17 protein-coding genes are annotated in these 25,578 nt (G+C 63.0%); 3 read left to right on the top strand and 14 right to left on the bottom strand.

Annotated features, from left to right (window positions below; genetic code table 11):
* Window positions 1-2 precede the first annotated feature (2 nt).
* The 11 genes from glgC to TM49_RS23580 form a co-directional block, all read right to left on the bottom strand.
* A complete protein-coding gene (glgC, locus tag TM49_RS01120) occupies window positions 3-1,265 on the bottom strand; it encodes a glucose-1-phosphate adenylyltransferase (RefSeq protein ID WP_045679172.1) in 1,263 nt (420 codons plus the stop codon).
* A 13-nt stretch (window positions 1,266-1,278) separates the two neighbouring features.
* A complete protein-coding gene (gene glgB, locus TM49_RS01115) occupies window positions 1,279-3,492 on the bottom strand; it encodes a 1,4-alpha-glucan branching protein GlgB (protein ID WP_045679171.1) in 2,214 nt (737 codons plus the stop codon).
* Window positions 3,493-5,952 carry a glycogen/starch/alpha-glucan phosphorylase gene (locus tag TM49_RS01110; RefSeq protein ID WP_045679170.1) on the bottom strand — a complete coding sequence of 820 codons (2,460 nt, stop codon included), beginning with the start codon at window positions 5,950-5,952 and terminating at the stop codon, window positions 3,493-3,495. It lies immediately after the preceding gene.
* 221 nt (window positions 5,953-6,173) lie between these two features.
* Window positions 6,174-7,049, bottom strand: a complete 876-nt coding sequence (locus tag TM49_RS01105) for a transglutaminase family protein (protein ID WP_045679169.1) — start codon at window positions 7,047-7,049, stop codon at window positions 6,174-6,176.
* A 7-nt stretch (window positions 7,050-7,056) separates the two neighbouring features.
* On the bottom strand, window positions 7,057-9,414 hold the full coding sequence (locus TM49_RS01100; RefSeq protein WP_045684573.1) for a circularly permuted type 2 ATP-grasp protein: 2,358 nt from the start codon (window positions 9,412-9,414) through the stop codon (window positions 7,057-7,059).
* A 169-nt stretch (window positions 9,415-9,583) separates the two neighbouring features.
* A complete protein-coding gene (locus TM49_RS01095; RefSeq protein ID WP_045679168.1) occupies window positions 9,584-12,916 on the bottom strand; it encodes a transglutaminase family protein in 3,333 nt (1,110 codons plus the stop codon).
* A gap of 148 nt (window positions 12,917-13,064) precedes the next feature.
* Window positions 13,065-14,210, bottom strand: coding sequence for an ABC transporter permease (locus TM49_RS01090; protein WP_045679167.1), 1,146 nt, complete (start codon window positions 14,208-14,210; stop codon window positions 13,065-13,067).
* Window positions 14,200-15,135: an ABC transporter ATP-binding protein gene (locus TM49_RS01085; protein ID WP_045679166.1), complete on the bottom strand. Its 936-nt coding sequence runs from the start codon at window positions 15,133-15,135 to the stop codon at window positions 14,200-14,202. Before TM49_RS01085 ends, TM49_RS01090 begins: the two co-directional genes overlap by 11 nt.
* Window positions 15,132-16,097, bottom strand: coding sequence for an HlyD family secretion protein (locus TM49_RS01080; protein ID WP_045679165.1), 966 nt, complete (start codon window positions 16,095-16,097; stop codon window positions 15,132-15,134). Before TM49_RS01080 ends, TM49_RS01085 begins: the two co-directional genes overlap by 4 nt.
* Window positions 16,094-16,735 (bottom strand): TetR/AcrR family transcriptional regulator, encoded by a 642-nt coding sequence (locus TM49_RS01075; RefSeq protein ID WP_045679164.1) that lies wholly within the window; start codon window positions 16,733-16,735, stop codon window positions 16,094-16,096. Before TM49_RS01075 ends, TM49_RS01080 begins: the two co-directional genes overlap by 4 nt.
* A gap of 228 nt (window positions 16,736-16,963) precedes the next feature.
* Complete coding sequence (locus tag TM49_RS23580; RefSeq protein WP_045679163.1) at window positions 16,964-17,590, bottom strand: adenine deaminase C-terminal domain-containing protein; 627 nt, start codon at window positions 17,588-17,590, stop codon at window positions 16,964-16,966.
* A gap of 319 nt (window positions 17,591-17,909) precedes the next feature.
* Between TM49_RS23580 and TM49_RS01065 the strand changes: the two genes are divergently transcribed.
* The 3 genes from TM49_RS01065 to TM49_RS01055 all read left to right on the top strand — a co-directional run bounded on the left by TM49_RS01065 (window position 17,910) and on the right by TM49_RS01055 (window position 21,572).
* Window positions 17,910-19,016 carry a TRAP transporter substrate-binding protein gene (locus tag TM49_RS01065; RefSeq protein ID WP_045679162.1) on the top strand — a complete coding sequence of 369 codons (1,107 nt, stop codon included), beginning with the start codon at window positions 17,910-17,912 and terminating at the stop codon, window positions 19,014-19,016.
* 129 nt (window positions 19,017-19,145) lie between these two features.
* Window positions 19,146-20,366, top strand: a complete 1,221-nt coding sequence (locus tag TM49_RS01060) for an NAD(P)/FAD-dependent oxidoreductase (RefSeq protein WP_045679161.1) — start codon at window positions 19,146-19,148, stop codon at window positions 20,364-20,366.
* A 228-nt stretch (window positions 20,367-20,594) separates the two neighbouring features.
* The gene (locus tag TM49_RS01055; RefSeq protein WP_244464847.1) at window positions 20,595-21,572 is read left to right on the top strand and encodes a LacI family DNA-binding transcriptional regulator; all 978 of its coding nucleotides are present in this window, start codon (window positions 20,595-20,597) and stop codon (window positions 21,570-21,572) included.
* Between the two features lie 28 nt (window positions 21,573-21,600).
* On the opposite strand, the gene TM49_RS01050 is transcribed toward TM49_RS01055, so the two are convergent.
* From TM49_RS01050 to TM49_RS01040, 3 genes are all read right to left on the bottom strand, one after another.
* Window positions 21,601-22,323, bottom strand: coding sequence for a phosphoadenylyl-sulfate reductase (locus tag TM49_RS01050; RefSeq protein ID WP_045679159.1), 723 nt, complete (start codon window positions 22,321-22,323; stop codon window positions 21,601-21,603).
* Between the two features lie 135 nt (window positions 22,324-22,458).
* Window positions 22,459-23,871, bottom strand: a complete 1,413-nt coding sequence (locus TM49_RS01045; protein ID WP_045679158.1) for a chloride channel protein — start codon at window positions 23,869-23,871, stop codon at window positions 22,459-22,461.
* A gap of 162 nt (window positions 23,872-24,033) precedes the next feature.
* Window positions 24,034-25,476 carry a homospermidine synthase gene (locus TM49_RS01040; RefSeq protein WP_045684572.1) on the bottom strand — a complete coding sequence of 481 codons (1,443 nt, stop codon included), beginning with the start codon at window positions 25,474-25,476 and terminating at the stop codon, window positions 24,034-24,036.
* Window positions 25,477-25,578: the final 102 nt, after the last annotated feature.

Here is a 25,578-nt window from a genome sequence, read left to right as displayed (position 1 = left end):
TGTCAGTTATCCAGTTTGTCTATCATGGCCTGTGTGATGAGGCAGATGCCGCCTTCCGAACGGCGGAAACGCCTTGCGTCGTGTTCGGGATCCTCGCCGACGACGAGGCCTTCGGGAATGCGCACGCCGTGGTCAATGATCACGTTTCGAAGCCGCGCGTGGCGGCCGATGTAAACCTGCGGCAGGATCACGGCGCCTTCGAGGCGGGAATAGGAATTGGCGCGCACGCCGGTAAAGAGCAGGCTCTTGTAGAGCTGCGAGCCGGAAATGATGCAATCGCCGGAAACCACCGAGGAGATCGCCGAGCCACGACGGTTTTCATCGTCATGCACGAACTTCGCCGGCGGTGTGACTTCCGAATAGGACCAGATCGGCCAGGACTTGTCATAGATGTCGAGGTCGGGAACGACGGCGGTGAGGTCGATATTGGCCTGCCAGTAGGCATCGATCGTGCCGACATCGCGCCAGTAGGACTCTTCCTCGTTCGACGCCCTGACACAGCTCTTGGAGAAGCGGTGGGCGACGGCCTTGCCGTTCTTGACAATGTAGGGAACGATATCCTTGCCGAAGTCGCGGCTGGAAGTCGGATCGGCGGCGTCGCGGATCAGGCAGTCGAACAGGAATTTCGTCTTGAAGACATAGATGCCCATCGAGGCGAGCGACATGCTTTCATTGCCGGGAATGCCCGGCGGATTGGCCGGCTTCTCGACGAAATCGACGATCCTGTCACTGGCATCGACATGCATGACGCCGAAGCCCTTGGCCTCCTCCACAGGCACTTCGAGGCAGCCGATGGTGATGTCGGCCCCCTCGTTGACGTGCTGCTGCAGCATCTGCTCGTAGTCCATCTTGTAGATATGATCGCCGGCCAGGATGATCATGTATTCCGGCGCATAGGACTCGATGATGTCGATGTTCTGGTAGACGGCGTCGGCCGTGCCCTCATACCACTGTGTTTCCGAAACGCGCTGCGATGCGGGCAGCACGTCGAAGCTTTCGTTTCGCTCCGGCCGAAAGAAGTTCCATCCCTGATGCAGGTGGCGGATCAGCGAATGCGCCTTGTACTGTGTCGCCACGCCAATACGGCGGATGCCGGAATTGAGCGCGTTCGACAGCGCGAAGTCGATGATGCGCGTCTTGCCGCCGAAATAGACGGCGGGCTTGGCGCGGGTATCGGTCAGTTCCTTGAGGCGGCTGCCACGCCCGCCCGCAAGCACATAGGCCATGGCGTCGCGCGCCAGGGGATGTCCAACTCTGCTATTCATCCTTCCCTCCCTCTCAGTCTTCCGGTTCGAGCATGATGGTTGCCAGCGGTGGCAGGATCAGCGCGGCGGAAATCCCGCCATGGCCGTGGACGTCGGCGCGCACGCGCCCGCCATTGCCCTTGCCGCTGCCGCCGTAGATCTCCGCGTCGGTATTCAGGATTTCGCGCCAGACGCCCGCCTTCGGCAGGGGTACGTGGTAGCCCTCGCGCGGGACCGGCGTGAAATTGCAGACGACGACAACCGGCTTTTCGCCCGGAGCCTTGCGCTGCCAGGCAAAGACAGAGTTGTCCTGATCGTCGACGATGATCCACTCGAAACCTTCCGGCTCGCAATCGCGCGCATGAAGGGCGGGTTTCGCCCTGTAGGCGAAGTTGAGGTCGCGCACCAGCCGGCGAACGCCCTCGTGGGTGTGGTACTGGAGCAGGTTCCAGTCGAGTCCGCGGGCCTCGCTCCATTCGCTCCACTGGGCGAATTCCTGGCCCATGAACAGGAGCTTCTTGCCCGGATAGGCCCACATGAAGGCGTAATAGGCGCGAAGATTGGCGAATTTCTGCCAGTCGTCGCCGGCCATCTTGGCAATCAGCGAACCCTTGCCGTGCACCACCTCATCATGGGAGAGCGGCAGCACATAGTTTTCCGAAAAGGCATAGAGCATGCCGAAGGTGATTTCCTGGTGGTGGTGCTTGCGGAAGATTGGCTCGCGCGAGAAATAACTCAGCGTGTCATGCATGAAGCCCATGTTCCACTTGAAGCCGAAGCCGAGGCCGCCCTCATGCACCGGTTGGGAAACCTTCGGCCACGAAGTCGACTCTTCGGCGATCGTCATCATCTGCGACTGTTGCGCGTAGACGGCCTTGTTGGTTTCCTGGATGAATCGCACCGCCGCGAGGTTGGCATTGCCACCGTACTCGTTCGGCACCCATTCGCCGTGCTTGCGGGAATAGTCGAGGTAGAGCATCGAGGCGACCGCATCGACGCGCAGGCCGTCGACATGGAATTTCTCGCCCCAGTAGATGGCGTTGTTCAGCAGGAAGGAGGCAACCTCGGTGCGGCCGAAATTGTAGATCGCCGTATTCCAGTCGGGATGGAAGCCCTGGCGCGGATCGGCATGCTCGTAAAGCGCCGTGCCGTCGAAGTTTCTCAGCCCGTGTTCGTCGGTCGGGAAGTGGGCCGGCACCCAGTCGAGGATGACGCCAATGCCGACCTTGTGGCAGCCATTGACGAAACGGGCAAAACCCTCCGGCTCGCCGAAACGGGCAGTCGGCGCATAAAGACCTGTGGTCTGGTAGCCCCAGGAAGGGTCGTAGGGATATTCGGAAATCGGTAGCAGCTCGATATGGGTAAAACCCATATCGACGCAATAGGGGATCAGCCGGTCGGCGAGTTCATCCCACGATAGGAATGAACCGTCGTCGGCGCGCTGCCATGATCCGGCATGGACCTCATAGATCGCCATCGGCTTGCGGCGCTTGTCGGTCGATGCCCAAGCCTCGATATGGGCCTCGTCATCCCATTCCTGCTCGAGTTCGGGCGCCGTGATGGATGCCGTCTGCGGGCGAAGCTCGCTGCGGCGGGCAAAGGGGTCGGCCTTCAGCGGCAGCAGCTTGCCGTCCGCGCCGATGATCTCGAACTTGTAGGGCTGTCCGGCCTCGACGCCGGGGGCGAAGATTTCCCAGACACCGGAATCGCGGCGCAACCGCATCATGTGGCGGCGGCCGTCCCAGCCGTTGAAGCTGCCGACGACGGACACCCGGCGGGCGTTCGGCGCCCAGACGGCGAAGTGAAATCCTTCCACCTCCTGATGCGTCATCGGATGGGCGCCGAGCTTGTCGAACAGCCGCAAATGAGAGCCCTCGCGGACGAAATAATCGTCCATCGGACCGAGCACCGGCCAGAAGCTGTAGGGATCCGTCACCCACCATTCATCACTGCCGCGGGTGGCGCGATAGCGGACGGGAACGAAGCCCTCGACATTCACGATGCCGGAGAAGAACCCGGCCTCGTCGACCATGCGCAGCTTGCCGAGGGATTGACCTTCGAGGTCGAACGCCTCGGCGGTTTCCGCGCCCGGGATGAAGCACCGCGCGGCATGGGCGCCGCCGATGTTCTGGATTCCAAGGACCGAGAACGCGTCGCCATGCGTCGCGTTCAGGATGGCTTCGATATCCCCCCTGGCCGGGGCGTCGTCCGGGCTCCTGTCCGGGTCGACCGTTTCCGGCTTTTTCATTTAAACTCTCCAGATATCCCGCGCGTACTCCCTGATGGCCCTGTCGGACGAGAACCATCCCATGCGGGCTGTGTTTCTAATGGCTTTAACGTTCCAGGCGGGTTTATCGTTCCAGATCGCATCCACCTCACGTTGCGCGGCGGCATAGGCGTCGAAGTCGGCTGCGACCATGAACCAGTCGTGGTCGTAAAGCCCGCCGACAAGCTCGGTATAGCGGCCGGGATCGTCATGCGAGAACACGCCGGAGGAGATCGCCGAGAGCGCCTGCGACAGCTCCTTCGAACCCTCGATGATCTCGCGCGGATTGTGGCCCTTGGCACGCGCTTCATCGACCTCGTCGGCGGTCAGGCCGAAGATCACGATGTTTTCCGCACCGACCCAGTCGCGCATCTCGACATTGGCGCCGTCAAGCGTGCCGATGGTCAGCGCGCCGTTGATCGCGAACTTCATGTTGCCGGTGCCGGATGCCTCCATGCCGGCCGTCGAAATCTGCTCCGACAGGTCGGCGGCCGGGATCATCACCTCGGCGGTCGAGACATTGTAGTTCGGCACGAAGATGATCTTCAGAAGACCGCGCACCGACGGGTCGTTGTTGATCACGCGGGCGACGTCATTGGCAAGCTTGATGATCAGCTTGGCGTTGTGATAGCTCGGCGCCGCCTTGCCGGCGAAGAATTTGACGCGCGGTACCCAGTCCATTTCCGGATGCGAGCGGATCTGGTCGTAGAGCGCGACAGCCTCGATGATGTTGAGGAGTTGGCGCTTGTATTCGTGGATGCGCTTGATCTGGATGTCGAACATCGCGTTCGGATCGATCCGGGTTCCGAGCCGCTCGCCGACGAGGTTGGAAAGGCGGACCTTGTTCTCGCGCTTGACGGCCTCGAAACGCTCCTGGAAGCTTGAATCCTCGGCGACGTCGTTGAGCGCCTGCAGCTTCTCGGCATCGTCGAGGAAGTCATCGCCGATCGTTTCACGGATCAGCGCGGTGAGTTTCGGATTGCATTCCTTCAGCCAGCGGCGCGGCGTAATGCCGTTGGTCTTGTTGTTGATGCGGTCGGGATGAAGGCGGTGAAGATTGTAGAACACCGTGTCCTTCATCAGCTCGGTATGCAACGCCGAGACGCCGTTGATCGAGTGCGAGCCGAGGAAGGCGATATTGCCCATGCGCACGCGCCGTTCGCCGCCCTCGTCGATCAGCGAGATCTGGCGGATCGCCTCGTCGCTGGCGCCGGCCTCCTTGCGGGCGTGCAGCAGGATCTTGGCATTGACGGCATAGATCAGCTGCATGTGGCGCGGGAACAGCCGCTCGAACAGCGGAACCGGCCAGGTTTCCAGCGCTTCCGGCAGCAGCGTGTGGTTGGTGTAGCCGAAGGTCGCGACCGTCAGTTCCCAGGCCTCGTCGAATTCGACACCGTAGATGTCGATCAGAAGGCGCATCATCTCGATGACGGAGACGGCCGGATGCGTATCGTTCAGGTGGATCGCAACCTTTTCCGGCAGCAGCTTGATGTCGTTGAACTGCTGCATATGGCGGCGCAAGATGTCCTGCAGCGAGGCGGAGGAGAAGAAATATTCCTGCCTGAGGCGCAGTTCCTGGCCGGCCGGATTGGCATCGGCGGGGTAGAGAACGCGGGTGAGCGTTTCCGCCTTGGTGCTTTCCTGCAGCGCACCGATATGGTCGCCGGCGTTGAACTTGTCGAGGAGGATCGGGTCGATCGGCTCGGCGGACCAGAGCCTCAGCGTGTTGACGCGGTTGGCGCGCCAGCCGACGACAGGGGTGTCATAGGCTTCCGCCATCATCCGCTCGGCCGGCTTCCAGACGTATTTGGGTTCGGCGCCGCGCTGCTCGATGATGTCGACCTTGCCGCCGAAATAGATCTCATAGCTGCTTTCGCGGCGATGGAATTCCCAGGGATTGCCATGGGCCAGCCAGTTTTCCGGCAGTTCCACCTGCCAGCCGTCGGCGATTTCCTGACGGAACAGGCCGTTGACGTAGCGGATGCCGTAGCCGTAGGCGGGAATGTCGACGGTGGCCATACTCTCCATGAAACAGGCCGCCAGACGGCCGAGGCCGCCATTGCCGAGTGCCGCATCCGGCTCGAGCTGGGCGATTTCCGCAAGATCGACGCCGAGCTTGCCCATGGCCTCGTTGATCTGGTCGACGAGCTCCAGATTGGAGATCGAATCCCGGAGCAGCCGGCCGATGAGGAATTCCAGCGACAGATAGTAGACGCGTTTGGAGCCAGCCTCATAGGTGCGCGTCGTCGATTCCATCCAGTTGTCGATGATCCGGTCGCGGATGGCCAGGATAATGGCACGAAGCCAGTCATGGGGCTGGGCGACGATAGAGTTCTTGCCAACCTGATAGGTCAGCTTCTCGATGATCGACGAAGCCAGATGTTCGGCATCGGTGAAGCGCGGCGGCGGCAAAGGCAGATCGGGATTCGTCACTATGCTCATGGGTTGGTTCCGTCAATCAAGGGCTGGGAGGATGGCGTCTGTTGAGCGGTTAAAACTTGGTCCTTTCCTTTCGGAACGGCCGGCATGTGCGTCTTATGGAGGCTAGTTTATGCACTGATATGACGCACTTGCAACAAAGTGATCGAATGGCGCGCGAAATTCTTCGCCACGCAACGAGCGCTCGCAGCCTGATACCTTCAACCCGGCGGAAAAATGGCGGCTCAGACCGGGACGACGTCGACCGCCTGGGTCGCCTGGTGTTCGCCATAGGTCTTCAGCATGCCGAGGACGGGGGCGACATCGCCGTAATCGCGGCCATAGGCGACGACGATGTGATCGGAGCCGGCCTGCATGTTGTTGGTCGGATCGAACTCCGCCCAGCCGATGGCGTTGCCGCACCAGACTCGCACCCAGGCATGCATCGCATCCGCACCTTCCAGCCGCGGCTGGCCGGCGGGCGGGATGGTGCGCAGGAAGCCGCTGACATAGCCGGCCGGAATGCCGACCATTCTGAGCGCTGAGATCATCACATGGGCAAAATCCTGGCACACGCCGCGCTTCAGCGCAAAGGCTTCAGAGGGCGTGCTGTCGACCGTCGTCGCCTCGTCGTCATAGCTGAAATCGGTGAAGATCTTTGCGCAGATCGCCGTCGCGATCTGGTTGACGTTCATGCCCTCCCGGATCACCGAATGGCCGTAGGCGCCGATCTTTCGATCGAGCCCGATGCGCGGGCTCGGGCCGAGGAAATGGTGCGGCGAGTTGCGGCCGACGTCGAGCACGCGGGCATATTCCGCGCGCAACTGCTCGAGCTCGGGGGCGAATTCCAGTGCGGTGTGCGGCGCCTCCACCTGAACCCTGGCCTTCATCATGATCGCAAAGCGCTGATGCGGCGGATTGACCAGCGTGGCGATGGCAGGGTGGCCAAAGAAATCGGTAAAGCCGTGTTGCTCGTCGGGGCGTGGATCGAACGACACATGACCGGCGATCAGCCGCTGGCGACTGCTCGCGGCAAGCGGCAGGACGCGGGTGATATGGCGCGCAAGCTGGGCCGGCGTGTCGTAGTTGTATTCCATCTTCAGGGAGAGATCGTAGAGCATCGGTCCCTCACAGATAGCTTTGCGCAAGACAGTCGGACAGCGCTTCGAAGTCGCGCTCGAGCGTCACATAGAAATCGGTCGAGATCGAGTTCGCCGTCATAACCGCAAGTCCCGCCTGCACCCGCATCGTCTCACGGTGGAGCGGCGACATCAGCACGTGGCGCTCGCGGTCCGGCAGCTTCTCCACCTCCGCCAGCATCTCATTGAGTTGGAACAGCACCGAGCGCGGGTTCTGCGGATCGAGCGCCAGAAGGTCGGTGATCGTCAGCCGGTCGGTGTTGACGTTGTAGTGCCGGCGGTGGGTCATGACGTTGTCGGCGATCTCGAGCAGGATGTCGAAGGCGCCGTCGGGCGCATCCTCGCCGGAAAGCTCGCCGAGAAGTCGCGTCATGTGCAGGCCGCGTTCGAGATAGCGGCCGATGGAAAGGAACCGCCAGCCCGTCGATCTGTACATGTTTTCGTGCACCAGACCTGCAAAGCCCGCGAGCTTGCGCAGCAGAACGGTGATCGCGTGGGCGGCGTCATCACCCGGTTTGACCACGTCGACGAAACGACGCGTGGTCTTGGAAAGGTCGTTGAGCGCCAGCCAGCCATCGGGAGAGAACCGGTCGCGGATATTGCCGGCCGAATAGACGGCGCTGTCGATGTCCTGCAGCAGGCTCTGGGGCAGGGCGGCCTCGGTGAGGTCGATGCCGATCTGGTCGAGATAGGCCTCGACACGGGCGAGCAGTATCTGCGACCGGTCGTCGGATTCGGCGAAACGGCTGTGCCAGGCGCGCAGGATGCGCAGATTGCCTTCCGCGCGCTCGATATAGCGGCCGAGCCAGAACAGGTTGTCGGCGGCCCGGCTCGGCAGGTTGGCGGGCTTGTTGCGCGGCACCCGGCTTTCACGCGTCAGCAGCGTCGGCTTGCCGACCGGCGTTTCGGATACGACCCAGACATCGGCGGCGCGACCGCCCTGCTGCATCGCAATCGCGGCAACATCGTCCGATGAGCCGATGCGGGCAAAGCCGCCCGGCATGATGGTCCAGCCATCGCGCGTGCGGGCGGCGAAGACGCGCAGCGAAAAGGGATGCGGGGTAAGCTTGCCGTCGACGAAGGCGGGGGCCGTCGAGAGCTTCACCGCTTCCTGCCCGACAAGGAACGGCCCGCGCCGCTCGAGCCAGCGTTCGACCGCGCCCGGACGACGCTTGCCGAGCTTCTCGCCGGTAAACGACTGGCCGGAATCATCGAAGAACGGCATGCGCGAATAGGCCGGGCCGATCAGCATCTCGTCGAGATTGGCGGCGACGTGCTGACGTTCCGCCTCCTGCCCGCACCACCAGGTGGCGATCGACGGGATTTTCAGGTCCTCGTTCAGCAGCCTGCGGGAGACCGCCGGCAGGAAAGCAAGAAGAGCGCGTGTCTCGACGATGCCGGAGCCGAGTGCATTGACCATGGTGAGATTGCCGGCGCGAATGGCCGAGACGATGCCGGGCGTGCCGATCCGCGAGTTCGGATTGAGTTCAAGCGGGTCGGTGAAGCTTGCGTCAAGGCGACGCCAGAGCACGCTCACCGGCATCGGGCCGGCAACGGTGCGCACCATGACCTTGTCGTTGACGACCATCAGGTCCTCGCCCTCGAGCAGCGAAATACCGAGATAGCGGGCGATATAGGCGTGTTCGTAATAGGTTTCGTTCGCCGGGCCCGGGGTCAGAACGCCGATCCGGCCCTCGCCGCCGAGCGCATCGGATTGCAGCGCCTCGCGGAAGGCGCCGAAGAAGGAGGCGACACGGCGCACATGCATCTCGCCATAGATGCCGGAAAAGGCGCGCGAGGCGGCGACGCGGTTTTCGAGCGCGAAGCCGGCACCCGAGGGCGCCTGGGCCCGATCGGCGAGCACCCACCAGTTGCCGTCCGGACCGCGGCCGACCTCGAAGGATACGAAATGCAGGAAATGGCCGCCGGGTGGTGTGACGCCGACCAGCGGACGCAGGAATTCGCTGTTGGAGGCGACGAGGGCGGGCGGGATGAAGCCTTCGGCGACGAGCCGGTTCTCGCCGTAGAAATCGGCCATCATCGCTTCGAGCAGGTCCGCCCGCTGCTTGAGCCCCTCGGCGAGGCCCTGCCATTCCTTGTCGTCGATGATGACGGGGATGTGTGAAAAGGGCCATGCGCGGGCATCGTCCTGCCCATCATAGGCCCGGTAGAAAACACCGGCATCGCGCAGGTAGCGGTCGGCGCGGGCGAAGCGTTCGGCAAGATCGGCCGCCTTCAGGCCGGATGCAGCATTGAGAAAGGCCTTCCAGACAGGGCGCACGTTACCATCGGCGTCGACCATCTCGTCAGGAACGCCGGGAAGGGGCTTGTAATCCCCGGTGCGCATGGCAAGGGCCGTTTCAATGACCCGTGCTTCTTCCGCCCTCTCTCTGCCGGCGGAAGCCTCCGCCTTCGCTTCTGCCATCTGGTCTGGTTCCTGCTGGTCGCATTATGAGGCATGTCCGCGCTTCAAGAAAAGCGCGGACATGATTAGTCCCCGGCCGATTGGCCGAAATTCAGAGCCCGGCGGGGCGTCTGAGGTCGAGGGTCAGCGGAAATTCCGCCTGCGGGCCTTCGTTGTAGACGGTGTATCCGCCAACGGTGTGCCCGGCCGCCTCGAAGCGCGCCAGTCGCCGTGCCTCGGCCTCATTGCTGTTGACCGGGAAGGTCTCATAATTGCGCCCGCCCGGATGCGCAACATGATATCGGCAACCGCCCACCGATCTTGCCGACCATGTGTCGTAAATGTCAAACGTCAACGGCGAGTTGACCGGCAGGACGGGGTGCAGGCCGGAGGCCGGCTGCCAGGCCTTGAAGCGGACGCCTGCGACCGAAACGCCATTCTCGCCGGTTGGCTTCAGCGGCACCTTGCGGCCGTTGCAGGTGACGATGAAGCGTTCCGGCGCCTGCGTTTCGAGGCGCACCTGCAGGCGTTCCACCGAGGAATCGACGTAGCGCACCGTGCCGCCCGGCGCGCCCTGTTCGCCCATCACATGCCAGGGCTCCAGTGCCTGGCGAAGCTCCAGCCGGTTGCCGGCATAATCGACCTCGCCGAAGAACGGGAAGCGGAACTGCAACTGCGCTTCGAACCATTCGGGGCGGAGTTCCAGCCCGTTTTGCTTCAGGTCCTGCAGCACGTCCATGAAATCCTGCCAGATGAAATGCGGAAGCATGAAGCGATCGGCAAGCGCCGTGCCCCAGCGCACGAACTTGCCTTCCAGCGGGTTCTTCCAGAAGCGGGCGAGGAGGGCCCGAACCAGAAGCTGTTGGGCAAGGTTCATGCGCGCATTCGGCGGCATTTCGAAGCCGCGGAACTCTACGAGGCCGAGCCGCCCGGTTGGGCCGTCGGGCGAGAACATCTTGTCGATGCAGATCTCGGCCCGGTGGGTGTTGCCGGTAACGTCGATCAGGAGATTGCGGAACAGTCGGTCGACCAGCCACGGCAGCGGCGGCAGATAGCCGGACTGCGGATGCGGGATCTGCGCCATCGCGATTTCGAGTTCGTAGAGCGTGTCGTGGCGCGCCTCGTCGATGCGCGGCGCCTGGCTCGTAGGGCCGATGAACAGGCTCGAGAACAGATAGGAGAGCGAGGGGTGGCGCTGCCAGTGCAGGACCACGCTCTTCAAAAGGTCCGGCCGGCGCAGGAACGGACTGTCGCCGGGATTGGCGCCGCCGACAACCACGTGGTTGCCGCCGCCGGTGCCGGTGTGGCGGCCGTCGATCATGAACTTGTCGGCGCCGAGGCGCGACTGGCGTGCCTCCTCGTAGAGCGCCGTCGTGGTCTCCACGCATTCCTTCCAGTTCGCTGCCGGATGAACGTTGACCTCGATGACGCCCGGATCGGGCGCGACGCGGATAACGTTGATGCGCTCGTCATGCGGCGGCGGATAGCCCTCGATATGGACCGGCAGACCGAGTTTTTCGGCAGCGCGCTCGGCCGAGGCGATCAGGTCCAGATATTCCTCCAGCGTCACCGTCGGCGGCATGAAGATGCAGAGCCGGCCATCGCGCGGTTCGATGGAGAGGGCGGTGCGCACATGGCCGCCGATCGACGCACCTGTGGAAGAGGGGACGGCCGGTTGCGGACTGTCCTCGAACGGGGTGAAGCTTGCGCGCGGCAGCGGCCGGCCCTCGTCCTCGCGATAATCGGGCAGCGGCTCGCGCCTCACCGAGGGGTCGAGCGGGTTGATGAACGGGTATTGCGCCTGCGGGATCCAGGCGAGTGAATCGAGGGGCAGGCGGAAGCCGACCGGGCTGTCGCCGGGGATCAGGTAGATGCGACCGCGCCGGGTCGTCCATTTCTCCGAAACCCAGCGCAGGCCCGACGCACGGCCCTGCCATGCCTGCACCGGCAGCACATAGCCGGTCGGCCGCGTCAGGCCGCGCTCGAAGACTTTCGAGATGCGGGCACGGTCCTCCGCGTTCTTCAGCTTGGAATTCGACGGATCGACATTCTCCGGCAGGTTGCCCTCGCGGATCATCCATTCGGCCGGGTCTTCAAACGCTGGCGTCACCAGTTCGGGGTCGATGTCGAGTTCGTTGGCAATTGCGGATAGCAGCCGCCCGGCATCGTTCTCGTCAACGGCGGTATCGCGCTTTTCGTTGGCGATCAGGCTCTGATTGTTCCAGATCGGCAGGCCGTCCTTGCGCCAGTAGAGCGAAAACGTCCAGCGCGGCAGGCTTTCGCCGGGATACCATTTGCCCTGGCCGTAGTGCAGGAAGCCGCCGGGTGCGAAGCGTTCGCGCAGGCGCCGGATCAGGTCGTCGGCAAGTCCGCGCTTGGTCGGGCCGACGGCGCCGGTGTTCCATTCGTCGGCCTCGAAATCGTCGATCGACACGAATGTCGGCTCGCCACCCATGGTCAGCCGCATGTCGGTCTCTTCGAGCATGGCGTCGACCTTTTCGCCAAGCGCGTTCAGCGCATCCCAGCTTTCATCCGAGAACGGCTTGGTGATGCGGGGATGTTCGGCGACGCGTGAGATCGTCATGTCGAAATCGAACGAGGTCTCGGCCTTGCCGAAATAGCCGCCGGAAATCGGTGCGGCGTTCCTGTAGTGCGGGGTCGCGGCAAGCGGAATGTGGCTTTCGCCCGTCAGAAGGCCGGAGGTGGCGTCGAGACCGATCCAGCCGGCGCCCGGAAGATAGACTTCGGCCCAGGCATGAAGGTCGGTGAAATCGTGGTCGGTGCCGGACGGACCGTCGAGAGCCTTCAGGTCCGGCTCGAGCTGGATCAGGTAGCCGGAGACGAAGCGGGCGGCGAGACCCATGTTGCGCAGAACCTGCACCAGCAGCCAGGCGCTGTCGCGGCAGGAGCCGGATTTCTTCTCCAGCGTTTCTTCCGGCGTCTGCACGCCGGGTTCCATGCGGATGATGTAGTTGACGTCATGCTGCAGGCTGGCGTTGATGCCGACGATCATGTCGACAGTGCCCTGACCGGGGGTGAGGTCGAGCTTCTCCATGAACGCCTTCAGCCGCGGTCCCGTCGGCTCGGGCGTCATGTAGATGGAGAGATCTTCGCGGATCGCCTCGTCATAGTCGAACGGGTACTTCGTCGCCTGTTCCTCGACGAAGAAATCGAACGGATTGTAGACCGTCATGTCGGCGACGAGGTCGACCTCGATCTTGAATTCGGTGACCGGCTCGGGAAAAACGAAGCGGGCCTGGTAGTTGCCGTAAGGGTCCTGCTGCAGATTGACGAAGTGGTTTTCCGGCGTGACCTTCAGCGAGTGGCTGAGAACCTTGGTCTTGGAGTGGGCCGCCGGCTTCAGCCGGATGATCTGCGGACCGAGATTGACGGGATTGTCATACTTATAGTGCGTGAGATGGTAAATCGCTGCTTTGATTGACATATGCGTCCTTATCGGCATCAGGACGCACGACTGGAACAGCCCCCGCCCTTCAGTATTCCCCTGTTCTTTCAGGCGAGTGTGAGCAAAGCACGGCGATAAAGCAAGGCCGATTGCCCGCCTTGCGCGAAATTTGGCGGCGGGCCGTTTTTCAGTCCAGCGTCGTGTGGAAGCGCGTCACTGCGATGGTGATGGCGACGAGGGCGATGGCGGCGAGCATGGCGCTGTCGAAGCCGAGCACGGTGATGTCGGCGCCCTTCAGCATGATGGCGCGCACGATGCGCAGATAATGGGTGAGCGGCAGGCATTCGCCGATATATTGAGCCCATTTCGGCATGCCATCGAAGGGGAACATGAAGCCGGAGAGCAGAATGCTCGGCAGGAAGAACATCATCGACATCTGCACGGCCTGAAGCTGGTTTTTGGCGATCGTCGAAAAGGTGTAGCCGATCGAGAGGTTGGTGACGACGAAGAGCAGGGTCAGGAGCGCCAGCGACCACGGATCGCCGAGGATCGGGACGTCGAAGACGAACAGGCCCGAGAATATGATGAGTGCAGCCTGAAAGGTGCCGACGAAGACATAGGGCATGATCTTGCCCATCATGATCTCGATCGGCCGGATCGGCATGGCGAGCAGGTTTTCCATCGTTCCGCGTTCGATCTCGCGGGTGACGGCGAGCGCGGTGAAGATCAGGAGCGTCATCGTCAGGATGGTGCCGAGCAGGCCGGGAACGATGTTGAGCGTCGATTTGCCGGCGGGATTGTAGCGGCGGTGCTGGATGATGGTGTAGGGCGGGTCCTGCGCCGCCTCGATGCGGATGTGCCGGAGGCCCGCAAGCGAGGTGTTGATGATGCCGGAAAGCGCGCCGAGCGCGGATGACGAGGCCACGGGGTCGGTGGCGTCCGCAGCGACCAGCAGCGAGGGCGACAGACCGCGACGCAGGTCACGCTCGAAATTCGGCGGGATTTCCACCACGAACAGCACCTCGCCGGATTCCAGCATCCGGTCCATCGCATCGGGCGTTGTCGCGACGCCATTGATATCGAAGAAGTCGGTATTCTGCAGCGCGGCCAGAATGGCGCGCGAGGCATCGGTGCTCTCGCCCATCATCACCGCGGTCGGCAGATGGTGCGGCGTGGTGTTGATGGCGAATCCGAACAGCAGGAGCTGCATGATCGGCAGCATGATCATCATGCCCATGGTCAGCCGATCACGGGTCATCTGGATGAATTCCTTGATCGTCATCGCCCAGAAACGCCTGAGCGGCGCGAAGCCTTGTCTGCGCTCAGCCGTCATCGAAATTGTCCTTCGATGAACCCATGAGATAGATGAACGCGTCTTCCAGCGTCGTCTCGCCGGGCTTGCAGTGGGTGTCCGGCCGGTCGCGATAGGGCTGCAATGCGCGCTCGAGCGCGTCGCGGTCGCGGCCGCAGACGTGGAGCGATGCGCCGAAGGGGGCGACGAGATCGACGCCGTCGGCCTTTTCCAGTTCCGCCTGCAGCGCATGAACATCGGCGCCGGTGATCAGGTAGCTCTTGAGGTTCGCCGAGGCGACCACCTCGTCCACCGTGCCCGTCACCATCAGCTTGCCATAGGCCATGTAGGCGATCTCGTGGCAGCGCTCGGCCTCGTCCATGTAGTGGGTGGAGACCAGCACCGACAGGCCGTCTGCGGCCAATGCGTGGATTTCGGTCCAGAATTCGCGCCGCGCCTTGGGGTCGACGCCGGCAGTCGGCTCGTCGAGCAGCAGCAGGTCCGGATCGGGCAGGGTGCAGGCGCCCAGCGCAAGACGCTGTTTCCAGCCGCCGGAAAGATTGCCGGCAAGCTGCTTCTCGCGCCCGCCGAGCCCGAGCCGCTCGATCGCCTCGGAGACCCGCTTCCTCGGATTGTCGAGCCCGTGGATGCGGGCGACGAAATCGAGGTTCTCGCGGATGGTGAGGTCCTGGTAGAGCGAAAACCGCTGGGTCATGTAGCCGACCCGGCGGCGCAGCTTCTCGCCGTCGCGGGTGATGTCGTAGCCAAGGCAGGTGCCGGAACCGCTGTCGGGCGTCAGCAGCCCGCAGAGCATGCGAATGGTCGTGGTCTTGCCGGACCCGTTCGGCCCGAGGAAGCCGTGGATCGCGCCCTTCTTCACGCTCATGGTGAGATGGTCGACCACGGTGCGGCCGCTGAAGCTCTTCGTCAGACCCTCGACCGAGATGACGTTTTCGGCGGCATTCATGGCCGGCTCCCGAGCGTGACTTCCACAGGCAGGCCGACCGGAAGGGTCGCGGGGTCGGAAGGGCGGGCCCTGACCCGGTAGACCATTTTCGCGCGTTCCTCCCGGGAGAAGATTTCCGGCGGGGTGTACTCCGCATCCTCGGCTATGAAGCTCACGGTAGCTTCCCCGGCCTCGCAGCCATCGCAGGTGAAGCTGATCCTGTCGCCGGTCGCGATCCCCGCGCGGCTCTGCTCGGGCACGAAGAATTCGATGTTGACGTTTTCCGGCGGCAGCAGCGAAATCACCGGCCGCCCGGCGGGGGCCACCTCGCCGACGCGGTAATAGACCTGCTGAACCTTGCCGGTCGCGGGCGACGTCACGGTCTTGAGCGCGAGCGTGGCTCGGGCATTGGCGAGATCGCCTTCAGCCGCGGCGACCTGCTGCTCGGCCTGGGATATCTGCTGGTCGCGCTGCGGCAATTTGCCAAGCGCGATCTGGGCGTTGATCTTGTCGAGGGCGGCCTTGGCCTGGGCATAGTTGCTGACCGCGTCATCGAGATTGGCTTCTGTGCCGCTCTGCTGCTTCACCAGTGCCTGAGCGCGGGTGAGGGCTTTCTGGGCATAGTCGAAGGCGGCCTGGGCTTCGGCGCGGGAGGCTTCGAGCGCTTCAAGCTCCTGCTCCCGGTCCATCGGCGCCCTTGCCAGCGAGAGCGCTGCTTCGGCCTTTTTCAGGTTGGCGCTGGCGGTATCGACCGCGGCCTTTTCGCTGTCGGCCTGAAGCGAGAACAGCGTTGCGTCCTTCGTGGCGATATCGCCCTCCGAAACGGTCAGCTCGGTGAGGCGAGCGGTCGACGTGGCGCCGACATAGACCATGTCCGCCTCCACCCAGCCGAGCCAGCCCTGATCGTCGTCATGGCGCAGGAAGATGAAGCCGGCGGCGATCGCGAGGGCAAGGACGACGACAAGCGCGGCCAGTCTTTTCATGGGGTGTCCTCCGCGGGCGATCTGAACAGGGTGTCAAGGCTCAGTTCGAAGGCTGCCTGTCGGTCGAGCGTACCGAAATTGGCGAAGAGCGACCCCCAGACCACAGACATCACGATCGGCGCGGCCACCATCTGCGGTGCTTTCAGTGCGTGTGGCGATCGCAGTTCGCCGCGTTCGTGGGCGACGGCCAGAAGCCTCTGCACGAGCTGCATGGCGGGCTCTATGAGGTTGTCGTGGTAAAACTGTGCAATCTCGGGGAAGGTCGGCATTTCGGTAATCATCAGCCGCACAAGATCTGCGCGCTCGGTATTCAGCACCTCATTCTGGATCAGGCTGTAGAAAGCGGAAAGCGTTGCTCGTGGGGACTGTGACGGCGTCTCGAAAAAACGGCTGGCCTGTTCGATGTGCGGCGTTAGGTAGGTGCCGACAAGCGACTTGAACAGGCTCTCCTTGTCCGGGAAGTAGAGATAGACCGTGCCCTTGCCGACGCCTGCCGCCCTCGCGATATCTTCGATGCGGGCATTGGCGAACCCTTTCTCGGCAAATGTGGAGAGCGCCGCATCGAGCACCGCCTGCCGCCTCACCTCCGGCCCGGAACGCTTTCGTGTCGCCCGGACGTCCCTCTTTTTCTCTGCCATCTCCAGCTTCCCTCTTGCTGCACAAAATATGACTGACCGGTCAGTCATATCAAAGGCGAATTCAGTAAGCAACCGGCAGGCGATAGAATGATCATTCACTGAGGGGCGTGATTGCAGCGAGCCTGAGTTCGCAGCACGATGAGGCTTCTGCGCGGCAAGAGGGCAGCGCGAAGTTTCGCGATTCAAAAAGATGAAAGAGGATGGCCACAATGCCACAAAGACCCGAAACTACTCGGCTGCGACCATTGGGTAGTCGCTATCAGGTCCGAACCTGGACGCCTGGTTGCTTTCCGTCGTCGGGCTCAGAGGCGTGGCAAAAAGCTTCTTCAGCAGGAAGGGTGGCTTCCAGTCGACGATGACGTCAAGCGCATTGCGCAGGCTCTCGATCTCGCGCGCGGTTTCGGCAAGGTCGAAATCTGTCGACATGCCTTCGCCTGGCAGGCGGATAAGGGCGTTGATCCAGTCCCCTTCCGTCACTGCCAGTCCGCCGCCCGCCTTGATCACGGCGTTGGCCGCAACGGCCATGTCGCGCTGGCTGCAGCCGAAAACCGTCAGGATACCGTCGTCGCCAGTCGTTGCCAGCGCGCCGCGCCAGCGGCCAAGTCCGGAAATGCCGCAGAGTTCGAGAAGAGCGCCGTCCTCGTCGATCCGGGCCATCAGCGTCAGGGCTTCCGGCAGCGGATCGCGCAGGCTGGCCAGCGGAAGAGCACCCCGAGCGACCGGGTGCGGGCCGCTGAAGTCGATCAGCGGCAGGGGCGTGCCGGGCAGGGTATCGAAGAGGCCATCCTCGATTATGGGCAGGGTTGCCACATCTTCGAGGGGAGAGGGCTCACTCTGCGTGCGGCAGTCTTGCATTGGGGTTGGTCCTGAAAGAGCGGAAACTTCTGGAAAACTATCCATGCCGGGAAAGGTTCCGCACGACTCACGTTTTATTTCGCGCAAGCTATAGCGTGGCACGATGTCAAAAGCGCGACAGATTCCACTTGCCTCGTCCACGCGTTTTTTCAAGACAGTAGCCTCGACGCACTGAAAATCCGCGACACCAGGGTGTTCAGGCTTGCGCGGCCCCGAAAAACCGTCTAGTACCGCCCGGTACGGATCGGCCGGTCCGGCAGGCCTGTTCCGGGTCTGCCCCGGCGCTCTCCTCATAAGAACGCAAGCAGGAAACCCCTTCATGGATCGCCGCACATTCTTCAAGAAGGCGGGTGTCGCTTCGGCCGGCGCCCTTGCCCCCGCAGCCCTTGCCGCCCCGGCCATTGCCCAGGAAAACCCGAAGCTGACGTGGAGGCTCTCGTCTGCCTTTCCGCAGTCGCTCGACATCCTCTATTCCGGTGCGACCGGCATTGCCGATCGCGTCAGCGCCGCGACCGACGGCAATTTCGAAATCCAGGTCTATGCGGGTGGCGAGATCGTGCCGCCGCTGCAGGTGCTTGATGCGGTGCGCGACGGCACCATCGAGATGTGCCACACGCCGTCCTACTACTATATCGGCCAGGACATGACCTATGGTCTCGGCACGGCCGTTCCCTTCGGCATGAATGCGCGCCTGAAGAACGCATGGCTCTATCAGGCCGGCGGCAACGATCTTTTCGACGAGTTTTTCGCCGAAAAGGGCGTCTGGGGACGCCCGGCGGGCAACACCGGCGCGCAGATGGGCGGCTGGTTCTCCAAGGAGATCAACTCCGTTGAAGACCTCAAGGGCCTGAAGATGCGCATCGCTGGTCTCGCCGGCCAGGTGATGGCGAAGCTCGGCGTCACCCCGCAGCAGATCGCTGCCGGCGACGTCTACTCGGCTCTGGAGCGCGGCACCATCGACGCCACCGAATTCGTCGGCCCCTATGATGATCTAAGCCTCGGCCTCGTCAAGGTCGCCAAGTATTACTACTACCCGGCTTGGTGGGAAGGCGGCCCGGTCATCCACGCCTTCACCAATCTCGACAAGTTCAACGACCTGCCGGACAGCTACAAGCAGGTCCTCACCGACGCCTGCGATGCCGTCAATCTCGACATGCTCGCCCGCTACGATGTCGGCAACCCGAAGGCGCTGCGCCAGCTCGTCGCCGATGGCGCCGTGCTGAAGCCGTTCAACGAGGAAATCCTCGATGCCTGCTACACGGTATCGCAGGAAGTCTTTGCCGGCATTTCGGCCGAGAACGCATGGTTCAAGCGCATCTATGACAGCCAGCAGGAGTTCAAGAAGGACGCCTATCTGTGGATGCAGCTCGCCGAGTTCTCCTTCGACAAGTACATGATGGTGCAGCAGCGCAAGGGTAACCTGTAAGCTTCACGGACCGTCACTTTGACGTGAGAAACCCGGGCCCGGCGCCCGGGTTTTTCTTTGCGCGCCTGCGGACAATTGACGGATGATGGGGCGCGCCGTAAGCCTTGCGAAAGGCAACGAGGAGACATCATGACCGACAGGATCGTCATCGTCGGCGCAGGACAGGCCGGCTTTGCGCTCGCAGCGAAGCTGAGGGGCCTCGGTGACCGGCGCGCCATCACCCTCATCGGTGCCGAGGCGGTGGCGCCCTACCAGCGGCCGCCGCTCTCCAAGAAATACCTGTTGGACGAGATGACCTTCGACAGGCTGCTGTTCAGGCCCGAAGGCTGGTACGCGGAAAACAGCATTGACCTCCGCCTCGCGGCCTTCGTCGAGGCCATAGACCGGAAGTCGCGCGAAGTCGTGCTGCAGGATGGCGAACGGATCGGCTACGGCACGCTGGTGTTGGCGACCGGCGCCACGCCCCGGCGTCTGCCGCGCGATCTCGGCGGTGACCTTTCCGGCGTCTTCGTCATGCGCGACAAGCGCGACGCTGATGCGCTGAGGGAGGAAATGCAGCCCGGCCGGCACATGCTCGTCATCGGCGGCGGCTATGTCGGGCTCGAAGCGGCGGCGGTTGCGCGGAAATTCGATGTTTCGGTCACCGTCATCGAGATGGCCGATCGCATCCTCAAGCGTGTCGCGGCACCCGAGACCTCCGACATCATGCGCGCCATCCACCGCAGTCATGGTGTCGATATCCGCGAAAATACCGGCATTGAACTCCTCGAGGGTGAAGGCGGCCGGGTGACGCGCGCTCGTCTGTCTGATGGCAGCACGCTCGCCGTTGACATCGTGCTGACCGGCATCGGCGTCACGCCGAATGACGACCTTGCCCAGCGGGCAGGGCTTGCGGTCGGCAACGGCATCGTCGTCGATGCCTTCGGGCGCAGCTCCGACCCCGATATCTACGCCATTGGCGACTGTGCCGAACAGCCCTTTGCCGGACGCCGCGTCCGCTTCGAAAGCGTGCCCAACGCCGTTGACCAGAGCGAGGCCGTGGCCGGTGTGATCGCCGGCACGCCGGCGCCCTATGTCGCCGAACCGTGGTTCTGGTCCGATCAGTATAACGTGAAGCTACAGATTGCCGGATTTAACGATGGTTATGACGCCACCGTGGTGAGGCCAGGCCCCCGCGAGGGCAGCGTTTCCGTCTGGTACTTCCGTGGCGACGAATTGCTTGCCGTCGACGCGATCAATGATGCGCGTGCCTATGTTGCCGGGAAGAAAATGTTGGCTGCAGGCCTGCGGCCGTCGCCCGATGTGATTGCGGATCCGGCGACCGATCTCAAGGCATTGTCGACCGGCTGATAGCGTTTTTGATGGACTGGCGGTTGCTTCTGAACAATGCTTGGTAAGCAGGCGCGCAGACTTTGCCTTTGGCGGGAATTTGGGGCATGCTCCGGGCGTGCGCTTTAGACGATTCCGAAATACCGTGCCACTTGCAATGCGAAAACGGCGTTCGGTTTTGATACAGGGGAAGAGATTTTGTCATTCAGGCTGAGGGGTGGTGCAAGAGCACGGACGACGTTGAGTGATGTGGCGCGGCTTGCGGGCGTCAGCCCCATCACCGTCTCGCGGGCGCTGCGTGAACCCCACAAGGTCAGCGACAAGCTGCGCGAAACCATCCTCAATGTGGTCGAGGAAATCGGCTATGTGCCGAATTTCGCCGCGCGGGCGCTTGCCAGCCGGCATAGCGGCGTCGTCGCCGTGCTCGGCCCGATCCTCGAAATGAGCGGTTTTTTTCATGCGGCAAAGGGCATCGAGGAGCGGTTCCAGAGCTCCGATGTCAGCACGCAATTCGCCAATATCGGCCTCAATGCCGCCGAGGAAGCCAAGCAGCTCTCCCTGTTCGTGGCGCAGAACCCGGCCGGCATCATTCTCGAAAGCGTCGCGGAATTTCCGGTCAACCGGGCGCTGATCGCCGAGATCGACTGCCCCGTCGTCCAGATGATGGATACCAGCCTTGAGCCGCTCGACATGGGCGTCGGCATCCGTCACCGCTCGGCCGCTGCGGCAGCCGTCGAGCATCTGCTGTCCAAGGGGTATGAACGCATCGCCATGCTTGGCGGTGGCAAGGATATCCGGTCACGGCGGCGCTTCGAAGGCTATCGCGATGTGCTGAGCAAGGCCGGCACCTATGACCCGGCGCTGATCTTCGATGCCGAGGATGGCAACCCGCTCGAGCAGGGTATCATCATGCTGCATCGCATGCGCGAGCGCCGTCCGGATATCGATGCCGTTTTCTGTCACGATGACGAACTGGCGCTCGGCGTCTATTTCGGGGCCCAGCAGCTCGGTCTGAGGGTGCCGGAGGAGCTCGGAATCTGTGGGTATAACGGTCTCGCCTTCGCCGATATGGCCGATCCGCCGCTGACCTCGATCTATGTGCCGCTCTACGAGATCGGCTACAAGGCCGCGGAAATGATCATGCATTTCATGAGCGAGGGCGTGAGGCCGGAAGCCGCCGTCGAATTGCCTTTCGGGCTGATCGAGGGCCGCTCGACCCGGCGCTGACGGCGCAATCCGCGCGGCTGACGAGCGGTCAGCCGGCGGCCTTGGCGACATGCAGGCCGCATTCGCGCTTGGCGTCGTTTTCCCACCACCAGCGGCCGGCGCGTTCCGGCTCTCCCGGACGGATGGCGCGGGTGCAAGGGGCGCAGCCGATCGACGGATAACCGCGCTCGTGCAGCGGGTTTACCGGCACGCCCTCGGCGGCAACGTAGGATCGTATATCCTCGATGTTCCAGTCGGCGAGCGGATTGATCTTGGTGAGACTGCGGGCCCGGTCGGGTTCTGAAAACGGCGTCGTCGCGCGGTTGCCGGACTGGCCGCGCCTCAGCCCCGTCACCCAGTAGCTTGCGCCGGCGAGCGCGCGCGCCAGCGGCTCCAGCTTGCGGATCTGACAGCAGGCGTGGCGGGCTTCAACGCTTTCATAGAATCCGTTGCGGCCGTAATCGGCCACATAGCCGGCAACCGCTCCCTCATCCGGCACGAAGCGCTCGATCGCAATGCCGTAGCGCGCCTCGGTCTCCTCGATGAGCGCCAGCGTCTCGTCGAACAGGCGGCCGGTGTCGAGGGTGACAATGCGGATCGGCAGGCGGGCGGTGGCGATGGCGGCGGTGATCACCTGGTCCTCGATGCCGAGGCTGGTGGTGAAGACGGCGGGCCTGCCGGTCTCGGCGGTCAGTCGCAGGCGCCCCTCAAGGTCCAGGCCCGCCAGTTTCTCCTCGAAAGTCGTCTCTGCCGTGTTGCTGCTGATGCTCATCGAACTTGCCCTATGTCAGTTTGGCACAGTATGGCGGCTGACCCATCATGCCACGAGGAACCGGCTTGCCGAAAACCGTCGCTCGCGGACAAAAGCTTGGCGTCAAAGATGGTACCCGTAGAATGAAGCCATCCCCTAGAGGGCTCCCTTGTCGTTGTAGCGCTTCGTCTCGACCCGCATCTCGTCGATATTGGCGCGCTCTTCCTCCGCACTTTCGCGGCTGCGGGCGCGCTGGAACTTGATGGCGTCGGCGAGGTAGGCGCGCGACAGGCCGTGATAGAGCGGTTCGCTCAGGATCAGCCGCGAGGCGATGTAGCCGAGCATCGAGGTCGCCATCAGGGTGATGATGCCATCATGATTGTCGGTCATTTCGAGAATGATGACGAAGGCGGTCATCGGCGACTGCACGACACCGGCGAAATAGCCTGCCATGCCGAGGATTGCACCGAGGCCGATCGAGATGCCGAGAACATGGGCAATGGATGACCCCAGTGTTGCGCCGACCGACAGCGACGGCGCGAACAGGCCGCCCGGAATGCCGGACGCCATCGACAGGAAGGTCGCGGCGAGCTTGCCGACGAAATAGAAGGCTCCGATATCGCCGCCTTCGATGACGGTGCGGGCCTGCTCGTAGCCGGTCCCGAAGGTCGAACCGCCGGATATGACGCCGATGACGGCGACCGCAAGGCCGCAGCCGCCCGCAACCAGCGCCATGCGCTTGATCGGCGCCGGTTGCGCCCAGCGCTTCAGCCGGCGAGCTGCCTTCAGGGAATAGAGCGAGAACAGCGCGCCGAGAAGACCGCCCCCGATGCCGCAGACGAAAACCGCAACCCATTCCTGCGGCGCGACCGCGATAGCGGAGGCCTGCCCGAAATAGGTGTAGTTCCCCGCAAGCCCGATGGCGGCAAGGCCGGAGAGGATGATGGCGGAGACCACCAGCCCGTTGGCGCGCGATTCGTAGGCGCGGCTCATCTCCTCGATGGCGAAGACGATGCCGGCGAGCGGCGTGTTGAAGGCGGCGGAGATGCCGGCGGCGGAGCCGGCGACGATCAGGCCCTTGGTCTGGATCATCTTTCCCCAGCGCGCGGTCTGGATCATGATCGAGGCGCCGACCTGCGCCGTCGGCCCCTCACGCCCGATCGAGGCGCCGCAAAAGAGGCCGAGAACGGTGATCAGGATCTTGCCGGCGGCGATCCTGAGGTTCAGGAGCCGGTGCTGGCTTTCGGTGTGATGCAGATGCCGGGCGGCGATCGCCTGCGGGATCCCGGACCCCTGCGAATTCGGAAACCAGCGATTGCCGAGATAGGAGCAAAGCATGAAGCCGAGCGGGGTGATGATCAGCGGCAGGTAGGGTGTGTAGGCATTGGCCGTGCGGACATGGTTGAAGATGTCCATCGCCTCGTCGGCGGCGCGGGCAAACAGCACGCTGATGACGCCGATCATGACGGCGCCGACCCAGAACACCAGCCGCGGTTGCCATATTCGCCATGATCCCCACATCACACGGCTGCGGCGGAACATTTTGACGTTCTTGTAATATGGGCGCATCGAGCGGCTTTCGCGGCGGTTTAATCAATCGGTACAATAAGTTCCCGTCCCCGGATAACGCGCTGGGGCCCGCTTTTTCGTTATCCTCTTGTGCGCCGCCGATTTCAAGGTTGGCCGCGGGAGAAATCCGGTTTTTCCGATATTCCCGCGGCCGCGCCGCTGTCAGAACTGCACGAGGATGTTCTTGAACTGCCAGGGGTCGCTTTCGTCCTTCTTCTCGGCGAACAGCGTCTGCCGGCCGGTCAGCGGTGTCCAGTCGGTGTAGTGGCCTTCGACCGGGCCAAGATAGGGGGTCTGGATCTCGAGGCAGCGGCGATAGTCCATCTCGTCGGCCTCGACGATGCCGGCATCCGGATTTTCGAGCGCCCAGACCATGCCGGCAAGCACCGCCGAGGTCACCTGCAGCGCCGTGGCGTTCTGATAGGGCACGAGGTTGCGGGTTTCCTCGATGGAGAGCCGCGAACCGTACCAGTAGGCGTTCTTGTCGTGGCCGTAGAGCAGCACGCCGAGTTCATCAATGCCGGTCAGGATGTCGGCTTCTTCCAGCACCAGGCTGTCGTCCTGCGGATTGCCGCCATTGCCGAACATCTCGTCGAGCGACAGCACCGCGACGTCGGCGGGGTGGTAGGCATAGTGGCAGGTCGGGCGGTAGCTCACCTTGTCCTTGTCGTTGCGCACGGTGAAGTAGTCGGCAATCGAGATCGACTCATTGTGGGTAACGAGGAAGCCATATTGCGCGCCGGGCGTCGGGCACCAGGTGCGCACCCGGGTATTGGCGCCGGGCTGTTCGAGGAAAATCGCCGCCTTGCTGCCCTTCTTGTGCTTGCGGGCGTTCTTCGGCATCCACTTTTCATGTGTGCCCCAGCCGAGTTCGGCCGGCTGCATGCCTTCGGAAACAAAGCCCTCGACCGACCATGTGTTCCAGAAGGTGCCCTGCGGGCGCAGGAACTTCGAGCGCTGGGTGTCGCGTTCGGCGATATGAACGCCCTTGACGCCGACATCCATCATCAGCCTCGCCCAGCCTTCGCGATCGTCGGCCTGCGGCTCGACGAAATCCATGCTGGTGTCGCGCGCCAGATTGACCAGCGCCTGCTTGACGAACCAGGACACCATGCCGGGATTGGCGCCGCAGCAGGAGACCGCGGTGGTGCCGCCGGGCTTCTTGCGCTTCTCCTTGCGCACGGTTTCGCGCAGCGCGTAATTGGTGCGATCGGCATTGTCGCCGCCGCCGAAATAGAAGCCGAGCCAGGGTTCGACCACGGTGTCGATATAGAGCACGTCGAGCGAGCGGCAGAGCTTCATGATGTCGAGAGAGGAGGTGTCGACCGAAAGGTTGACGCAGAAGCCCTGGCCTTCGCCTTCCGTCAGCAGCGGCTCCAGCAGCTCTTCATAATTGTCCTTGGTGACTGCGGCATGGATGAAGCGGACGCCGTGGCTGGCGGCGAGATTGGCGTGGGCGTCATTCGGGTCGATGATGACCATGCGCGACTTGTCGAAGCGGAAATGCCGCTCGATCAGCGGCAGCGCGCCGCGACCGATGGAGCCGAAGCCGATCATCACGATCGGACCGGTGATTTCGGCATATGTCGGATAGTCCTGATTCATTTCCACTTCCTTCTCAATCTCTGTGCGCATGTGACGCAATAAGGCAACCGTAGTCGAAAAGTATGACGCGGCAAACAATGTTCCCGGTTGCATCGATAAAAT

Source organism: Martelella endophytica, assembly GCF_000960975.1.
In the GTDB taxonomy this organism is placed as follows: domain Bacteria; phylum Pseudomonadota; class Alphaproteobacteria; order Rhizobiales; family Rhizobiaceae; genus Martelella; species Martelella endophytica.
Note: the sequence above shows the minus strand (reverse complement) of the source record. Positions and strands in the feature narration are given on the sequence as shown.

What these genes read in the sequence shown, in the direction of transcription:
- glgC (WP_045679172.1), bottom strand. Translation starts at nt 1,265, where the DNA reads ATGAATAGCAGAGTTGGACATCCCCTGGCGCGCGACGCCATGGCCTAT.
- glgB (WP_045679171.1), bottom strand. Translation starts at nt 3,492, where the DNA reads ATGAAAAAGCCGGAAACGGTCGACCCGGACAGGAGCCCGGACGACGCC.
- TM49_RS01110 (WP_045679170.1), bottom strand. Translation starts at nt 5,952, where the DNA reads ATGAGCATAGTGACGAATCCCGATCTGCCTTTGCCGCCGCCGCGCTTC.
- TM49_RS01105 (WP_045679169.1), bottom strand. Translation starts at nt 7,049, where the DNA reads ATGCTCTACGATCTCTCCCTGAAGATGGAATACAACTACGACACGCCG.
- TM49_RS01100 (WP_045684573.1), bottom strand. Translation starts at nt 9,414, where the DNA reads ATGCGCACCGGGGATTACAAGCCCCTTCCCGGCGTTCCTGACGAGATG.
- TM49_RS01095 (WP_045679168.1), bottom strand. Translation starts at nt 12,916, where the DNA reads ATGTCAATCAAAGCAGCGATTTACCATCTCACGCACTATAAGTATGAC.
- TM49_RS01090 (WP_045679167.1), bottom strand. Translation starts at nt 14,210, where the DNA reads ATGACGGCTGAGCGCAGACAAGGCTTCGCGCCGCTCAGGCGTTTCTGG.
- TM49_RS01085 (WP_045679166.1), bottom strand. Translation starts at nt 15,135, where the DNA reads ATGAATGCCGCCGAAAACGTCATCTCGGTCGAGGGTCTGACGAAGAGC.
- TM49_RS01080 (WP_045679165.1), bottom strand. Translation starts at nt 16,097, where the DNA reads ATGAAAAGACTGGCCGCGCTTGTCGTCGTCCTTGCCCTCGCGATCGCC.
- TM49_RS01075 (WP_045679164.1), bottom strand. Translation starts at nt 16,735, where the DNA reads ATGGCAGAGAAAAAGAGGGACGTCCGGGCGACACGAAAGCGTTCCGGG.
- TM49_RS23580 (WP_045679163.1), bottom strand. Translation starts at nt 17,590, where the DNA reads ATGCAAGACTGCCGCACGCAGAGTGAGCCCTCTCCCCTCGAAGATGTG.
- TM49_RS01065 (WP_045679162.1), top strand. Translation starts at nt 17,910, where the DNA reads ATGGATCGCCGCACATTCTTCAAGAAGGCGGGTGTCGCTTCGGCCGGC.
- TM49_RS01060 (WP_045679161.1), top strand. Translation starts at nt 19,146, where the DNA reads ATGACCGACAGGATCGTCATCGTCGGCGCAGGACAGGCCGGCTTTGCG.
- TM49_RS01050 (WP_045679159.1), bottom strand. Translation starts at nt 22,323, where the DNA reads ATGAGCATCAGCAGCAACACGGCAGAGACGACTTTCGAGGAGAAACTG.
- TM49_RS01045 (WP_045679158.1), bottom strand. Translation starts at nt 23,871, where the DNA reads ATGCGCCCATATTACAAGAACGTCAAAATGTTCCGCCGCAGCCGTGTG.
- TM49_RS01040 (WP_045684572.1), bottom strand. Translation starts at nt 25,476, where the DNA reads ATGAATCAGGACTATCCGACATATGCCGAAATCACCGGTCCGATCGTG.